Source organism: Bordetella genomosp. 9 (assembly GCF_002261425.1).
Classification (GTDB): domain Bacteria; phylum Pseudomonadota; class Gammaproteobacteria; order Burkholderiales; family Burkholderiaceae_B; genus Bordetella_C.
This window is the reverse complement of record NZ_NEVJ01000001.1, coordinates 671,552-687,151: the sequence shown is the minus strand read 5'-3', so window position 1 is coordinate 687,151 and position 15,600 is coordinate 671,552. Positions and strand designations below refer to the sequence as shown.

General features: G+C 66.9%; 12 protein-coding genes. 7 read left to right on the top strand and 5 right to left on the bottom strand.

Translation table 11 applies throughout. The features are described 5' to 3' along the window. Window positions 1-20: 20 nt before the first annotated feature. Window positions 21-1,283, bottom strand: coding sequence for an urea ABC transporter substrate-binding protein (gene urtA / locus CAL26_RS03000; RefSeq protein WP_094845421.1), 1,263 nt, complete (start codon window positions 1,281-1,283; stop codon window positions 21-23). Between the two features lie 202 nt (window positions 1,284-1,485). Between urtA and CAL26_RS02995 the strand changes: the two genes are divergently transcribed. After that, a complete protein-coding gene (locus CAL26_RS02995) occupies window positions 1,486-4,896 on the top strand; it encodes an ATP-binding protein (RefSeq protein WP_094845420.1) in 3,411 nt (1,136 codons plus the stop codon). After that, window positions 4,877-5,839 carry a response regulator transcription factor gene (locus CAL26_RS02990; protein ID WP_094845419.1) on the top strand — a complete coding sequence of 321 codons (963 nt, stop codon included), beginning with the start codon at window positions 4,877-4,879 and terminating at the stop codon, window positions 5,837-5,839. Before CAL26_RS02995 ends, CAL26_RS02990 begins: the two co-directional genes overlap by 20 nt. A gap of 60 nt (window positions 5,840-5,899) precedes the next feature. Here CAL26_RS02990 and CAL26_RS02985 read toward each other — a convergent pair whose 3' ends face one another. After that, window positions 5,900-6,793 (bottom strand): LysR family transcriptional regulator, encoded by an 894-nt coding sequence (locus CAL26_RS02985; protein WP_094845418.1) that lies wholly within the window; start codon window positions 6,791-6,793, stop codon window positions 5,900-5,902. Window positions 6,794-6,943: 150 nt separating this feature from the next. On the opposite strand from CAL26_RS02985, the gene CAL26_RS02980 reads away from it, so the two are divergent. Further along, a complete protein-coding gene (locus tag CAL26_RS02980) occupies window positions 6,944-7,621 on the top strand; it encodes a type 1 glutamine amidotransferase domain-containing protein (RefSeq protein ID WP_094845417.1) in 678 nt (225 codons plus the stop codon). 93 nt (window positions 7,622-7,714) lie between these two features. Here the strand turns inward: CAL26_RS02980 and CAL26_RS02975 are convergent, their stop codons facing one another. Next, window positions 7,715-8,464, bottom strand: coding sequence for a glucose 1-dehydrogenase (locus CAL26_RS02975; protein WP_086063261.1), 750 nt, complete (start codon window positions 8,462-8,464; stop codon window positions 7,715-7,717). Between the two features lie 171 nt (window positions 8,465-8,635). Here CAL26_RS02975 and CAL26_RS02970 point away from each other — a divergent pair, with 171 nt between their 5' ends. After that, window positions 8,636-9,553, top strand: a complete 918-nt coding sequence (locus tag CAL26_RS02970; RefSeq protein ID WP_094845416.1) for a LysR family transcriptional regulator — start codon at window positions 8,636-8,638, stop codon at window positions 9,551-9,553. Between the two features lie 15 nt (window positions 9,554-9,568). On the opposite strand, the gene CAL26_RS02965 is transcribed toward CAL26_RS02970, so the two are convergent. Then, entirely contained in the window at window positions 9,569-10,216 is a 648-nt protein-coding gene (locus tag CAL26_RS02965; RefSeq protein WP_256988034.1) for an ArsR/SmtB family transcription factor, read from the bottom strand. A 284-nt stretch (window positions 10,217-10,500) separates the two neighbouring features. Here CAL26_RS02965 and CAL26_RS02960 point away from each other — a divergent pair, with 284 nt between their 5' ends. Beyond that, window positions 10,501-11,865, top strand: a complete 1,365-nt coding sequence (locus CAL26_RS02960) for an MFS transporter (protein ID WP_094845415.1) — start codon at window positions 10,501-10,503, stop codon at window positions 11,863-11,865. A gap of 3 nt (window positions 11,866-11,868) precedes the next feature. On the opposite strand, the gene CAL26_RS02955 is transcribed toward CAL26_RS02960, so the two are convergent. Beyond that, on the bottom strand, window positions 11,869-13,365 hold the full coding sequence (locus CAL26_RS02955) for a M81 family metallopeptidase (protein WP_094845414.1): 1,497 nt from the start codon (window positions 13,363-13,365) through the stop codon (window positions 11,869-11,871). An 82-nt stretch (window positions 13,366-13,447) separates the two neighbouring features. Between CAL26_RS02955 and CAL26_RS02950 the strand changes: the two genes are divergently transcribed. Together CAL26_RS02950 and CAL26_RS02945 are read left to right on the top strand one after the other, a co-directional pair. Then, window positions 13,448-14,446, top strand: coding sequence for a LysR family transcriptional regulator (locus CAL26_RS02950; RefSeq protein WP_256987920.1), 999 nt, complete (start codon window positions 13,448-13,450; stop codon window positions 14,444-14,446). A gap of 121 nt (window positions 14,447-14,567) precedes the next feature. Continuing rightward, window positions 14,568-15,536 (top strand): Bug family tripartite tricarboxylate transporter substrate binding protein, encoded by a 969-nt coding sequence (locus tag CAL26_RS02945; RefSeq protein WP_094845412.1) that lies wholly within the window; start codon window positions 14,568-14,570, stop codon window positions 15,534-15,536. Window positions 15,537-15,600 lie beyond the last annotated feature (64 nt).

The window sequence follows — 15,600 nt, the reverse complement described above, 5'->3', positions numbered from 1 at the left end:
TTGAAGGGGAAGAAGGCTGCTTATTGATAGCCCTCGGGAAAGGGATCCGGCTTGATCAGGTCGGGCGTCTCGTACACCACGTCGAACTGGCCGTCCTTGCGGATCTGCCCCACGCGGGTACGGCTCCACAGGTGATGGTTGGGATCGACCTTGACGTAGCCTTCCGGCGCCTGCTTGAACTCCAGGTTGGGCGAGGCGGCCACCACCTTGTCGACGTCGAAGCTCTGCGCCTTTTCCACGGCCATCTTCCACAGCCAGGGGCCCAGATACGCCGCCTGCGTCACGTCGCCGATCACGGCGTTGGGTCCGTACTTGGCCTTGAAGGCGGCGACGAACTTCTTGTTGTTCTCGTTGGTCAGGCTTTGGAAATACTTCATGCACGACCAGAAGCCTTCGGCGTTTTCACCGCCGATACCGAGCAGTTCGTCCTCGGTCACGGAAATGGTCAGCAGCTTCTGCTTCTGCGACGTGACGCCCGCGGCCTTGAGCTGCTTGTAGAAGGACACGTTGCTGCCGCCCACCACGTCGGCGAAGACGACGTCGGGCTTCTTCAGCTTGATCTTGTTGATCAGCGAACCGAACTGGGTGTGGCCCAGCGGGTAATATTCCTCGCCCACCACTTCGCCCTTCAGCACGTTCTCGATGTGCTTGCGGGCGATCTTGTTGGACGTGCGCGGCCAGATGTAGTCGGAGCCGACCAGGTAGAAGCTCTTGGCCTTCTTTTCCTTGGCCAGCCAGTTCAGGCTCGCCAGGATCTGCTGCGTGGCCTCCTGGCCGGTGTAGAACACGTTCTTGGACTGTTCCAGGCCTTCGTAGAAGGTGGGGTAGTACAGCAGGCCGTTTTCCTTTTCGAAGACCGGCAGTACGGCCTTGCGCGAAGCGGACGTCCAGCAGCCGAATACCGTGGCCACCTTGTCGCTGACCAGCAGTTTGCGGGCTTTCTCCGCGAAGGTCGGCCAGTCGGAGGCGCCGTCTTCCTGGATGATCTTGATCTGCCGGCCCAGTATGCCGCCCATGGCGTTGATCTGCTCGATGGCCAGGCGCTCGGCCTGGATGGAGCCCGTTTCGCTGATGGCCATGGTGCCGGTGGCCGAATGCAATTGCCCCACCGTCACTTCCGTGTCGGTAATGGCCAGTCCCGTGGTGTTGACGGCGGACGTCGCCGGCCCCGCGGCGCGGCCGAGCGCGGGAATGCCGATCAGCGGCAGCGCGGCCAGCGCCAGCGCCGCGCGGCGCCGCGAGGGCGACGCAAGGTCTTGTTCGTATGGGGGTTTGCGGGACATCGGATGCTCCTTGCGGATGGATCGCTTCAGGGGAAACCCGATGCCGCGAACGCTATCTTGCGCTGCCGCAATCCGGGGGTTCGATGCGATACTAGGAGCCCGTGTCGCAGTGCAACATACGTTGATTGACGTAGTGGCTGTTACCTGCCCAGCGGGTACAAACACGGCATACGTCAATTGACGCATACCGGAGACTTCAAGCGTGGATGCCGGCGCACCTCAACGCATCGTCAAGATACGGCGCGACTACAACACCTGGGTGGCGAACGAGACCCTGGAAGACTACGCGCTGCGGTTCACGCCGCTGTCGTTTCGCAAATGGTCGGAGTTCCGCGTCGCCAATACGGCGATCGGCGCCCTGTCCTTCCTGGCCCTGGAAGCCATCGGCGGCACGCTGGCGCTGAACTACGGCTTCGTCAATGCCTTCTGGGCCATCGTGGCGGTGGCCGTGCTGGTCTTCTTCACCGGGCTGCCCATCGCTTACTACGCGGCGCGGCATGGGCTGGACATGGACCTGCTGACGCGCGGCGCCGGCTTCGGCTATATCGGCTCGACCATCACGTCGCTGATCTACGCGTCCTTCACTTTCATATTCTTCGCGCTGGAAGCCGCCATCATGGCGCTGGCCATCGAGGTCTGCACGGGCCTGCCGCTATGGCTGGGATATATGGCCTGCGCCATCGTGATCATCCCTTTGGTCACCTACGGCATCACGCTGGTGAACCGGCTGCAATCGTGGACGCAGCCGGTGTGGCTGCTGCTGCTGGTGCTGCCCTATGCGTTCATCCTGTACAAGGATCCTGACGCCCTGCGCGGGCTGATGGATTTCGCCGGCCGCCACGCCGGCACCGGCCTGGCGCGGCCCGGCGGCTTCGATCTGCTGATGTTCGGCGCGGGGGCGGCGGTGGCCGCGTCGCTGATCACGCAGATCGGCGAACAGGTCGATTTCCTGCGCTTCCTGCCGGAGAAGACCCCCGCCAACCGCGTGCGCTGGTGGACCGCCCTGCTCTGCGCCGGCCCGGGCTGGATCGTGCCTGGCGCGGCCAAGATGCTGGGCGGCGCCTTCCTGGCCTGGCTGGCGCTGGAACATGGCATCCCCGCCGCCAAGGCCGCCGACCCCACGAAGATGTACCTGCACGCCTTCGGCTACGTGTTCTCCAATCCCGGGCTGGCACTGGCGGCGATGACGCTGTTCGTCGTCATCTCGCAGGTGAAGATCAACGTGACGAACGCCTACGCCGGCTCGCTGGCGTGGTCGAACTTTTTCGCTCGCATCACGCACAGCCATCCTGGCCGGGTCGTGTGGCTGGTCTTCAACGTACTGATCGCCATCGGACTGATGGAAATGGGGGTGTTCGATGCGCTCGAACACGTGCTGGCCGTGTTCGCGCACGTGGCGATCGCCTGGATAGGCTCGCTGGTGGCGGACCTGGTCATCAACAAGCCCCTGGGGCTGAGCCCGCGCGGCATCGAGTTCCGGCGCGCCTATCTGTACGACATCAACCCCGTGGGCGTGGGCGGCATGCTGATCTCGATGGCGATCGCCTTTACCGCCTATAGCGGGGTGGCCGGCGCCACCGTGCAGGCGCTGTCGCCCTTCATCACCCTGCTGGCCGCTTTCATCGCCGCGCCGGCGATCGCCTGGGCGACGCGCGGCCGCTACTACCTGGCCCGCCAGCCGCAGGACCTGCGCGCCCACGGCGCCGGCCTGACCTGCGTGATCTGCGCCAAGCCCTTCGAAGCGCAGGACATGGCGCATTGCCCGGCCTACAACGGCGCCATCTGCTCCCTGTGCTGCACGCTGGACGCGCGCTGCCAGGACCGCTGCAAGACGGAAGCGCGCCTGCAGGACCAGCTGGGCGCGGCGCTGCGGCGCATCCTGCCGGGCGCCGCCACGCCCCTGTTCCATAACCGCCTGGCGCATTACCTGGTGGTGATCGGCATGATAGGCGGGCTGTTCGCGGCCATCCTGGCGCTGATCTATTACCAGGAAGCCGTGACCTTCGGCCAGGTCGGCGCCGACACCACGGTGCTGCGGGCTACCTTTCTCAAGCTGTTCGCCGCGCTGCTGCTGGTGGGCGGCGTGGCCGCATGGTGGCTGGTGCTGACCAACGAAAGCCGCCAGGTCGCGCAGGAAGAGTCGGACCGCCAGACCAACCTGCTGCTGCACGAGATCGAGGCCCACCGCCAGACCGACGCCCAGCTGCAGAAGGCCAAGGAAGCCGCCGAGGCCGCCAATCTGGCCAAGAGCCGCTTCATGGGCGGCATGAGCCACGAACTGCGCGCGCCCCTGAACAGCATCCTGGGCTATGCGCAGATCCTGCAGCGCGACGCCGCCATTCCCCCGGCCCGCCGCGAGGCCATCGACGTCATCCACCGCAGCGGCAAGCACCTGATCGGGCTGATCGACGGCCTGCTGGATATCGCCCGCATCGAGGCCGGCAAGCTGCGCCTGGAAAACGCCGAGCTGCGCCTGCCGGAATTCCTGGAGCAGATCGTCAAGATGTTCCAGCCGCAGACCGCGCTCAAGGGCCTGCGCTTCGACTACGAGGTGGCCACCAACCTGCCGAAGATCGTCCACATCGACGAAAAGCGGCTGCGGCAGATCCTGATCAATCTGATGAGCAACGCGGTCAAGTTCACCCGCGTCGGCCACGTGGCGCTGCGCGTGCGCTACGCCGCCGACATGGTGCAGATGGAGGTCGAGGACAGCGGCGCCGGCATCCCGCCGGAGGACCTGGAGCGGATCTTCATGCCGTTCGAACGCAGCTGGGCGGCCGCCGACCAGGCCGATACCGGCACGGGCCTGGGACTGACCATCTGCCGCATGCTGACCGGCATCATGGGCGGCGAGCTGACGGTGCGCAGCGAGGTCGGGCGCGGCAGCGCTTTCACGCTCAAGCTGTTCCTGCCGGAAGTGCGCTCGCCGCGCAGCGATATGCGGCCGGCGGGCGCCATCGTCGGCTATGCCGGCGAACGCCGCGCGGTGCTGGTGGTGGACGACCAGCCTTCGCAGCGCCGCATCCTGCGCGACATGCTGGAGCCGCTGGGTTTCGACGTCCTCGAAGCGGGCAACGGGCAGGAGTGCCTGGCCTGCGTGCACACGCTGCGGCCGGCGCTGATCCTGATGGACGTCTCCATGCCCGGCCTGGCCGGGTGGGAGGTCTGCCGGCTACTGCGTGACCAGGGCGTGGGCGTGCCGGTCATCATCGTCTCGGCGAACGCCTACGGCGTGGATCCGAAAGAGGCCGTGCAATGCGGCTTGACCGACTGGCTGGTCAAGCCGGTCGTGCTGGAAGAACTGCTGGCCAAGATCGGCCTGCACCTGCGGCTGGAGTGGATCGTGCGCCCCTTCGCGACGGCGGCCCAGCCCACGATGGCGACGCTGCGCGGCGTGGCGCTGGATAGGGAGGATGCCGAATCGCTGCTGGAATTGGGCGCGATGGGCTATATCAAGGGCATCTTCGCCCGCCTGGACGAGATCCGCGCACGCGCGCCGCACACGGCGCCCCTCATCGATCACCTGGCCACGCTGGCGCAGGACTTCCGCCTGGCCGAGTACAACGCCTTGCTCAAGGAACATCTACAGCACCATGTCGCCGCCGTCCGCTAACAATCTGGTCCTGCTCGTGGACGACACCCCGGACAACCTGAAGATGCTGTCCGAGGCGCTGGACCACGCCGGCTATATGGTGATCGTCGCCACCGACGGCCATTCCGCCCTGGAGCGGCTGGACTTCGTGGTGCCGGACATCGTGCTGCTGGACGCGGTCATGCCGGGCATGGACGGCTTCGAGACCTGCCGGCGCATCAAGGCCCATCCCACCGCCGGCCACGTTCCCGTCGTGTTCATGACGGGCCTGACCGAGCCGGAAGACGTGGTGCGGGGCTTCCAGGCGGGCGGCATCGATTATGTCGTCAAGCCGCTGGATACGAATGTCGTGCTGGCCCGGCTGCAGGCCCATCTGCGCAATGCCCGCATGATGTCGGTCGCCATCAATGCCATGGATGCGGTGGCGAACGCGGTCGTGGTCCTGGACGACGCCGGCGCGGTCACGTGGAAGACCGCCAAGGCGCGGATGTGGCTGACGGAGTTCTTTGGCGACGACGACGAGGATGGCCTGCCGGCGCCGGTGTCGAAATGGATCGCCCAGCATCTCGCGAGCGCGGCCCTGCCCGCGGGAGGCGTGCCGGGCGCGGGGGGCGCCGCCGACGGGGAAGCGCCCACCTTCCTGCGCCGCACGGGCGAACGCGAGCTGCGCATCCGGCTGACGGTGTCCCGCAAGCCCGGCGAGCACGTGCTGCTGATGGACGAGCGCTGCGCGCCGCCTCCACCGGCTTCATCGCTGGCCGTGGCGTATCAGCTCACGGCCAGGGAACACGAGGTCCTGCTCTGGCTGGCCAAGGGCAAAACCAATCGCGACATCAGCGACATCCTCGGCATGAGTCCGCGCACGGTCAACAAGCATCTTGAGCACGTGTACGTGAAGCTGGGCGTGGAAACCCGCGCCGCGGCGACCGCGCTGGTCCTGACCCATATGCATGGGCAGGCATAGCCGCGAACCGGCTGCGCTGCGCCGCCAACCCAGCCGCTGGCCACACTGGCGCCAGCATCTCTAGTCCTTCGCGGCGTCCAGAAGAAAATCCCGCAGCAGACGGGCGCTCGGCCCGATTCGTCTGGCATGCAACAGGAAGATATCCAAAGGCGGCGTTTCGACGTCAGGCAACAGGCGCACCAGATCGCCGGCGGCGAGCGCGGCCGCGGCGTCGTAGGCCGGTAGCCGGGCAATGCCTTCCCCGGCCAGCACGAAAGCCAGGCGGGATGCCGCGCTGTCGGTGACGATATCGCCCTGCACCGGGACGTCGACACGCCCCTGCTTCGTCCGCACCGCGACGGATCGCTGGCTGGGCGGATAAATGACCCAGCGATGCTGCGCCAGATCCGCGACCGTGTCCGGCGTTCCATGCCGGCGCAGATAGCTGGGCGAGGCGCACAGCATCGTGGTCTCCCGCACCCACGCACGCGCCACCAGGTCCGAGTCCGGCAACGGACCCGCGCGCACCGCCAGCTCCACACCCGCCTGCACCAGATCGACATTGGCGTCGCTCATCGACACGTGCAGGCGTATTGCGGGATAACGCCTGCGAAACTCGACCAAGGCGGGAAGGACACGCTTGTGGCCGAAGTGATGGGAGCAGGTCAGGCGGACTTCGCCACGCGGTTCGGCGCGCAGCAGCTCCATGCCGCGTATGCCGTCGGAGGCCTCATCCAGCAGGCGCTCGCAGTGCACGCGGAATGCGTCGCCCGCCGGCGTCAGGCTGAAACTTCGGGTGCTTCGCTGCGCCAGGGGTACGCCCAGCCGTAGCTCCAGCGCGCGCACGTGATGGCTGACCACGGCTCGGGTCAGGCCGAGCGAGCGGGCCGCGGCCGCGAAGCTGCCGCAGCGGACGACCGTCGCGAAGACCGCCATGGCGCGCAGCTCGTCGAGTATCGGTGAGGTACCGCTCATGCCATTCCCTGCGTGCATCGTGACCGAGCATTGTCCAATTTTATAATCCAATACGTCAATCCGAGCGGTGCTACCGGGCGAACGGCGATTTATCTAAAGTGCCTTCATTCCCCGAAGCAGGGGCTACGTTCAACCAGACAGGAGCCTGCCATGACCGTTCGACATGTACTTTTCGTTGTGACAAACGCCGCGGAGATCGGCCCCAACCATCGCGCCACCGGATTCTTCTTTCCGGAGATCGCCCACCCCTTCGAAGCGCTCGACCAGGCTGGCATCGCCGTGGAATACGCGTCGCTGTCGGGCGGAAAGCCGCCGGAAGACGGCTTCGACGCCAACGACGCCGCGCAGGCCGCCTTCCGGGAAAGCAAGTCGTACCGCCGCATGGCGCACAGCAGGAAGCTTTCCGAAGTGGACGTACTGGACTACGACGCCATCTTCTTTCCCGGCGGATTGGGCCCCATGGTCGATATCGCGCGCAATCCGGAGATCCAGGATGCCGTCCAGCGCGCCTGGAATGGCGGCAAGATCGTCGCAGCCGTGTGCCACGGCCCCGCCGCGCTGCTGGGCGTCACCCTGCCCGATGGCAGCCCCCTCGTTCGCGGCCGCCGGCTGGCGTCATTCTCGACGGCCGAGGAAGACGGCTACGCCAGAAGCGACGTGCCGTTCGATCTGGAAAGCGCATTGCGCGCGGAAGGCGCCATCCACGAATCGGTCGAACCGTGGCAGCCCAAGCTGGTCGTCGATGGGCGGTTGATCACTGGCCAGAATCCCGCATCGGGCGGCCTGGTCGGGGAAGCCATCGCCCAGGCGCTGCGCCAGCAGGCCTGATGGCGGCAGCGGGCCGGCCATCCTGGCCGGGAGAAGAGCCGGGCATCGCAATGCGCGCCCCGGCTCCCCCCTGGATGCCAGACGCCGCGACGGTCAGACCTGCGCCATGCCGCCGTCGACGAACAGTTCGATGCCGTTGACGAAGCTGGACGCGTCGGAAGCCAGGAAGGCCACCGCCTTGCCGACCTCTTCAGGCTCGCCCAGGCGTCCCAGCGGTATCTGTGAGGCCAGGTAGTCGAACAGGCCCTGGCGCCCCTCATCAGGAACCAGGCCGCCCAAGCCTGGCGTGCGGACAGGACCCGGGCTGACGACGTTGACGCGGATGCCCCGATCCTTCAGATCCAGCGCCCAGGAACGGGCGAAGTTGCGCACGGCCGCCTTGCTGGCGCTGTAGACGCTGAAATTGGCCGTGCCCATCACGGCAGCCGTGGAAGACGTCAGGATCACCGACGCGCCATCGACCAGCAGGGGCAGCGCCTTCTGCACGGTGAAGAGCACGCCGCGCACGTTGGTGCCGAAGATGCGGTCGAAGTGTTCCTCGGTGATCGCGCCCAGCGGCAGCATGTCGCCGCCGCCGGCATTGGCGAACAGGATGTCCAGCCTGCCGGCCGTCCTGGCGATCTGCGCATAGACCGCATCAAGGTCGGACAGGACGGAGGCATCCGCGCGGATGGCGGTGGCGGCCGGGCCTATCGCCGCCACCGCGGCGTCCAGCTCGGCCTGGCGCCGGCCGGTGATGAAGACACGCGCGCCTTGCGCGGCCAATTCCTGGGCCGCCGCCAGGCCGATACCCGTGCTGCCGCCGGTGACCAGGGCGATCTTTCCGTTCAGTTGCTTGCTCATGACTTTGCTCCATTCTGCTGGTTACAGGAGGCCCTGACCGCGCGCTTTTCGCGCTTTCCGACGCGATTCGCGATCGGTAGGTCGTCAGGCAATGGAGAGACTGTAGGGGCTTCGTATTTATGGAACAATGGATAACAATGGAATCACTATCCATATACGTGGATAATCAAAATGGATCAGCTCCTTGCCATACGCGCATTCGCCCGGGTCGTGGAAGCCGGCAACTTCACGCGGGCGGCCGACTCTATCGACATGCCCAATGCCACCCTGAGCAAGCTGGTACAGGATCTGGAGGCGCATCTCGGCGTCAAGCTGCTGCAGCGGACCACCCGCCGCGTCACCGTCACGCCGGAAGGCCAGGACTACTACGCGAAGACCGCGCGCCTGCTCAATGACCTGGAAGACGTCGACGCTTCCTTCAACGCAGCACATGGCAAACCGCGCGGCCGCCTGCGTATCGACGTCGGCGGGTCCACCGCTCGCGACGTGCTGATCCCCTTGCTGCCGGACTTCATTGCCCGCTATCCGGAAATCCGGATCGAACTCGGCGTATCCGACCGCTCCATCGATCTGATCGGCGACAACGTCGACTGCGTCATTCGCGGCGGCGTACCGAACAGCGCAACGCTGGTCGCGCGGCCCGTCGGCCATGCCGTGATGGTGACCTGCGCATCGCCGGCCTACTTGAAGCAGTACGGCGTCCCCGCCTATCCGCTGGAATTGCAGAACGGGCACCGGCTGGTCAACTACATCTCCACCCAGAACAACCGCGCCGTCCCCTTTCGATTCAGGCATAACGGCGAGAAAACCGAGATCAAGGGGGAGCACCAGGTGGGCGTGAACGAAAGCAATGCCCACCTGGCGGCCTGCCTGGCGGGCCTGGGGATCATCCAGACATTCACCTACGCCGCCGGCCCGGCCCTGCGCAGCGGCGCGTTGGTGGAAATACTTAAAAAGTGGCGGCCGCCTGCCTACCCCTTTCATGTCATCTATCCACAGAACCGCTATGTCGCCCGGCGCCTGCGCGTGTTCATCGACTGGCTGGTGGATGTGTTTCCGTCGAAATTGGCGGACGGCGGAGTCGCATAACGCGCGTGCGGCTATTCACTCGAACCGCAGCGCGCGCTCGCCGCTGCGTGTCAGGCGCAGGGCGCGGCTGTCCAGTTGCTTTTCCACCCACCGGCGCGCCACGAAATGGGCCAGCAGGGCGTCGCCCAGGGCGCCGCCGATGTGGGGTTTGCGGGCGCTCCAGTCCAGGCAGGGGTGGGCGAAGCTGCGGCGCGTCGTGCGGATGGCCTTGATGTCCATGCCTATCCCTTCCAGGTAGGCCGAACCGGCTGGCGTCAGGACGTATTGGCCCGAGCGGTTGCGCAGGTAGCCGCGCGCCAGGAAGGCGTCGTGGATGCGGACGGCGACCGTGCCGGCCATATGCTTGTAGCAGGTGCGCGCCTCGCGCAGTTCCGGCGGCGTCGTCGGCGTGTACGGCGTGGCCTTGACGCCGGCGATCACCAGCAACGCTTCCAGCGCGCCGGCGACGTCGCGGCTGGCCAGGCGGTAATAGCGGTGCTTGCCCTGGGTGGCCTGTTCCACCAGGCCCTGTTCGCGCAAGCGCGTGAAGTGGCTGCTGGCGGTCGATGCGCCGATCTCGGCCACCGCCGCCAGCTCGGTCGCGGTGCGCGCGCACCCGTCGAGCAGGCTGCAAAGCATGCGGGCGCGCACCGGGTCGCCGATCGCGGCGGCGATGGCCGCCAACTGGACGTCGGCCGTCGCGGCATCGGCGGCCGCGTTGGCCTTGGCCTTGGCCTTGGCGTTGGCGTTGGCGTTGGCCTTGGCGTTGGCGTTGGCGTTGGCATTGGTCTGCGCGACCTTACGAGGCGTGGCCCGGCCGCCGGCCGGAACCGTGGCCTTGGCGCCGCGTGGCGAGCGTGCAAGACGCCCGCCCATCTTGTCCATGTATTCCACGATTCGATCCATCCTGAAGTATGCATGCGAGGTTCCAGCATACTGGGCGCCTCGACATCACGGCAAGGGCAGACATGACGCCAGGCACGGAGGCCAAGCATCATCCTTTTTTCGGCGGCACGGTCATCGCGGCCACCTTCCTGCTGGCCGTGTTCGGCTGGGGCGTGGGCTTCTACGGCCCGCCTATCTATCTTCAGGACGTGCTGCGCCGCGGCGTCGCGGACGTGGCGGTGGCATCCGCGGCGATCACCTTTCATTTCGTGCTCGGCGCCCTGGTCGTCGCCAATCTTCCCCGGCTGTACCGGCGCTTCGGCGTGCCGCGTATTACGGTGCTGGGCGCCGCGCTGCTGGCGGCCGGCATATATGGATGGTCGGCGGCCGCGACCCCGGCGCAACTGTTCGCCGCGGCCGCCTTGAGCGGCGCGGGCTGGGTGGCCATGGGCGCGGCGGCGGTCAATGCCTTGATCGCGCCGTGGTATGCGGCGCGCCGCCCCGCCGCATTGGGCATGGCCTACAACGGCGCCAGCATGGGCGGCGTCCTGTTCTCGCCTTTATGGGTATTGCTGATCGAACGCATGGGCTTCGGCGGCGCAGCGGCGGCCGTCGGGATCGCGATGGTCGCCGTCGTGACGGCGCTGGCGCTAGGCGTCTTTCGGCACACGCCGGCATCCAAAGGGCAGCGGGTGGACGGCGTGCGGGAAGTCGCGCCAGCGGCTGTGGCGACCGCCACCACCCCGGCATCCGTGACGACGAATCCGGTCGCCGCGACAATGACGGAAATCCCACGGCCCCCGGACCCGTCCGCGGCGCCTCTCGGCTGCGTATGGCGCGACCAGCGCTTCACCACGCTGTGCGTCGGCATGGCCCTGGGCCTGTTCGCGCAGATCGGCCTGATCGCGCACCTGTTCTCCATCCTGGCGCCCACCATGGGCGAGCGCATGGCCGGCGCGGCGATGGGGCTGTGCACCGCGTGCGCCATCCTGGGCCGCTATGCGGTCGGCCGCCTGATGCCCCCGGGAGCCGACCGCCGGCGTGTCGCCGCGCTGGCCTACGGCCTGCAGACGCTCGGCGTGCTGGCGCTGCTGGCGAGCATGCCGCTGCGCGATTACGGCTGGCCGGCCGATGCCCTGTGCTGGGCCGGCCTGCTGCTGTTCGGCTCCGGCATCGGCAACGCGACGTCGCTTCCGCCGCTGATCGCCCAGGTCGACTTCCAACCCGCCGATACGCAGAAGGTGATCCCCCTGATCGTCGCGATATCGCAAGCCACCTACGCCTTCGCGCCCGCCGTGTTCGGCCTGCTGCGTACGAGCGGCGGCACATGGGCGCTGTTCTGCCTGGCCGCGCTGGCGCAGCTGGCCGCAATGGCCAGCCTGCTGCGGGGCCGCCGGGCGGCCTCGCCGGGCTTTCCGGCCACTCGGCCGCGGGCATCGCGGCAGTGAACCTCACGGCCGCAAGCGGGTGGCCGGTGACAGCTTCTTCCAGGGCAGATCGGCAGGATCGACCAGGAGCAGCCCCGGCGCCAGCGCGAACAGCACATCGGTTTCCGGATCGTCGACCAGCCTGTCGAAATCGGCCCGGAAGTGATGCGAACTCTTGACCACGATGATCTTCATGGCCTCCGGTTCGACGCCGACCATGCGGAACAGCTCGCGATCCTGCGCGCCTATCCTGCCGCTGGCCACGACGATGGAAATGCCGTCGATCGACAGGCAGGCCGTGGGCCCGAGCTGGGCGCGGAAACCGGTCATCTTGGGCCCCTTGAACGTCGCCACGCCGTCCGACAAGGCCAGCACGCGAAAGCTGCCTTCCACCGGCGGCTCGCTGGCGCCCGCCGGCGTCCGCACGGACTCGCCGAGCGCGCAACGGATCTCCTGGCCCACGCCCGCCCGATGCGCCAGCGCCGCCGCGGCCGGATCGTAGAGCACCCCCAGGGCCACCCGTCCGGGAAAAGCGCGGCCCGCGCCCGCGTCCAGCAAAGCATGCAGGACGCCGGTGGTGGAGCTCGTGCCGCCGATGCCCGGGTTGTCCTGCGTATCGGCGATGACGACCGCCCGCCGGCTGGTGGCGGCGCGCCGCAGCGCCCGTGCCACCGCTTGCGGCGCCGTCTGCGCCGTCAGGCGCCATTGGGAAGGTTCGGCCACCCGGGCCTGCAAGGCCGCGACGGCCTCGCGCGCCCGCTCGCCGTGGGCCCACAGCACCGGCCCGCATTCGTCGAAGTCCGACGCCGGGAATCCCATGCAGAAGCTCGACACCGTGCCGTATCGCGCGTCCACGTCCTCCAGCAGGGCATAGCAGCTCCTGGCCGGTTCCGATCCCGTACCCTGTGAATTGATCGAGATCAGGAACGGCAGCCGCCTGGACACGCAGGTTTCACGCCGCCCCTGGCGCAGCAATCGATCCAGCAGCTCCGCGGCGCGTTCGCCCGTCCGTACGTAATCGATGTGGGGATAGGTGCGGAACGCCACCAGGCCATCGGCGAGCGCCAGCATGGCGCGCGTCACGTTGGCGTGCAGGTCCAGGCTGGCCACGATAGGCATGTCCGGCCCGACGACCGCGCGGATGCGCGCCAGCAATTCGCCTTCCGCGTCGTCGAACGAGACGGTCAGCGCCGCGCCATGCAATTCCAGGTAGATGGCGTCGAAGTCCAGCTTGCGGGCGTCCTCCAGGATGGACGTACAGATGCGCTCGAATGCGTCATCGGTGACGTAGGAAGAAGGCACGGCGCCGCACCACAGGCTGGGCACCAGGGTCCATCCGCGTACACGCGCCTGCCGGGCGAAGCCGGTGGCCGACACATCGACGGTCGCCAGCATCTCCAGCATGGCCTGTCCGCGCACCGGCTTGGGGAACATTTCCCCGCGCTCGAATGCGGCCCAGTCGGCCTGGTTGGAAGCAAAGGTATTGGTCTCGTGCTTGAATCCTGCTATTAGTACGCGCATTCGTATCCCCTGCGTTTCGGTCGTTGGGATTCTTGACCCGCATACCGTCGATCACAAGCGCTTAATAGTGCGGCACGCATCAATGAAACTAATGAACCCTGGCGGCGCTCCCCCGCTATCGCCATCCGAACTGGCCTGGCTGCGTTGCTTCGACGCCGCCGCGCGCTGCGGCAGCTTCACCAGGGCGGCTACCGAACTGCACGTCTCCCAGGGAGCCGTCAGCCAGCAGGTCAAGAAGCTGGAAGACCGACTGGGGCATGTGCTGCTGCTGCGTACGCAGACCGGCCTGACGTTGACGCCCGAAGGGGAACAGCTGTTCGCCGCCACGCGCGAGTCCTTCCGTGGCCTGGAGACCGCCGTGCACCGGTTGCATGGCGCCCGTATGGGCGAACCGGTGAACTTCAGCTGCTCGCCGTCTTTTGCGATGTTCTGGCTGACCTTGCGGCTGGGAAGCTTCTACCGCGCCTATCCGCACCTGGCCCTGCGCATCGTCGGCGAATCCGACCGCGTCGATCCTTCCCGCATGGCCCAGGACAACATCGCCGCGGCGGTACGGTTCGGGCCGCCCGACAGCCAGGACGCCAAGGCGGTCATCCTGTTCGACGAATGGCTGGTGCCGGTGGCGACACCGGCCTTCATGCAGGCGCATCCCGACTTGCAAGGAGCCGGCGATCTCAAGGGCGCGCATCTGCTGCATGCGGCCGATCCCTGGGAAGGCACCGAGCCGACCGAGGAATGGGCCAGTTGGCTGACGGCGGTGGACGTTGACCTGCCGACGGGGGCATTGCGCCAGGGCACGCAGTTCAATCATTCGCTGCTCGCGATGCAGGCGGCCTTGGGCGGCCAGGGCGTCGCCATGGGCCGGCTGGCGCTGGTACTGGGCTATTTGCTGCAGGGTCGGCTGGTCGTGCCCTTTCCGTACCGTGTGCGGTTGCAGGGGGCGTATCGTTTCATCGGCAGCCCGACCCATCCTGACACGTCCACCATCCTGGAGTGGCTGCGTGGAGAAGCCGATTTGTTCACGCAGCAGCGCGACGCGCTATTCGACAGCGCGGGGATCGCGGCGGCATGGGATGCCTGAGGGTCCGCATTAGCGCCACTGCGATGCCCCTCAACAATAGTGGCTTGCCGCGCCATGAGCGGCAACCAACAATAAGCCCGCGGGATCTTCACCGTCCATAACGATCCAAGGGGTACTCAACATGCGGCGTACACGCCCAATACACGGAATCATCGCCGGATTGATGATGCTGCTGGCGCACGGCAGCGCGCTGGCGGCGGACACATCGGCTCCCATTCGGCTGATCGTGCCGACACCGCCGGGGTCGGCGTCCGACGCATTGGCGCGCGCGATGTCGGCGCCCTGGGGCAAGGCCAGCGGGCACGCCATCGTGGTCGAGAACGTGGCTGGCGCCGGCACCACCATCGGCACGCGCCAGCTCGCTCGCGCCTCCAGGGACGGGCTGACGCTGGGTGTGATCAGCTCCAACCACACCATCAATCCCTGGCTGTACAAGAATCTGCCGTACGACCCCATCAGCGACTTCACGCCCATCGCGATGATAGGCAGCGTGCCCGCCATGCTGGTTGCCAACAACAACCTTGCCGCCAGCACGCCAGCCGAACTCATCCAGCTGTCCAGGTCGGCGCCCAAGCCCCTGGCGGAAGGTGTCGTCACAGGGACGGCCTATCACATGGCCAGCGAAGTCTTCAAGGAACAGGCTGGCGTTACCACCAACCCTATTCCATACAAAGGATCCACGCAGGTCATCAACGATCTGATCGGCGGCAACCTCGATATCGCCTTCGTCGCGGCCCAGGCCGTGGCTCCCCTGGTCGCCGCGGGCAAGCTGAAGGCGCTGGCCGTCACCAGCCCGATCCGCAGCGACATGGCGCCGCAGGTACCGACCCTGCGTGAAAGCGGCCTGCCGAAATACGACGTCGACGTCTGGCTCGCGATCGCCGGTCCCGGCGGCCTGGCCGCCGATCAAGTGGCCGCCAGGCGCAAGGAAATCGAAGCGGCGCTTGCCGATCCCGACATGAAAAACGCCATGCAAAAGCAGGGCGTCCAGCCGATCCGCATGGAGCAGGCCCAGATCGCGCCCTTCATGAAACAGGAATTGGAAAGAAACCGCGCGGTGATACAGCGCGTGGGCATCTCAGTGGAGTAGCAGCCCGCCCCCGTCATAGATCACGTTTATGCCGATATAAATGGGATCTGTCGGCCAACCCGGC

Excerpts from the sequence above, each read along its gene's own strand:
- urtA (WP_094845421.1), bottom strand. The coding sequence starts at position 1,283 with ATGTCCCGCAAACCCCCATACGAACAAGACCTTGCGTCGCCCTCGCGG.
- CAL26_RS02990 (WP_094845419.1), top strand. The coding sequence starts at position 4,877 with ATGTCGCCGCCGTCCGCTAACAATCTGGTCCTGCTCGTGGACGACACC.
- CAL26_RS02985 (WP_094845418.1), bottom strand. The coding sequence starts at position 6,793 with ATGAGCGGTACCTCACCGATACTCGACGAGCTGCGCGCCATGGCGGTC.
- CAL26_RS02980 (WP_094845417.1), top strand. The coding sequence starts at position 6,944 with ATGACCGTTCGACATGTACTTTTCGTTGTGACAAACGCCGCGGAGATC.
- CAL26_RS02975 (WP_086063261.1), bottom strand. The coding sequence starts at position 8,464 with ATGAGCAAGCAACTGAACGGAAAGATCGCCCTGGTCACCGGCGGCAGC.
- CAL26_RS02970 (WP_094845416.1), top strand. The coding sequence starts at position 8,636 with ATGGATCAGCTCCTTGCCATACGCGCATTCGCCCGGGTCGTGGAAGCC.
- CAL26_RS02960 (WP_094845415.1), top strand. The coding sequence starts at position 10,501 with ATGACGCCAGGCACGGAGGCCAAGCATCATCCTTTTTTCGGCGGCACG.
- CAL26_RS02955 (WP_094845414.1), bottom strand. The coding sequence starts at position 13,365 with ATGCGCGTACTAATAGCAGGATTCAAGCACGAGACCAATACCTTTGCT.
- CAL26_RS02950 (WP_256987920.1), top strand. The coding sequence starts at position 13,448 with ATGAAACTAATGAACCCTGGCGGCGCTCCCCCGCTATCGCCATCCGAA.
- CAL26_RS02945 (WP_094845412.1), top strand. The coding sequence starts at position 14,568 with ATGCGGCGTACACGCCCAATACACGGAATCATCGCCGGATTGATGATG.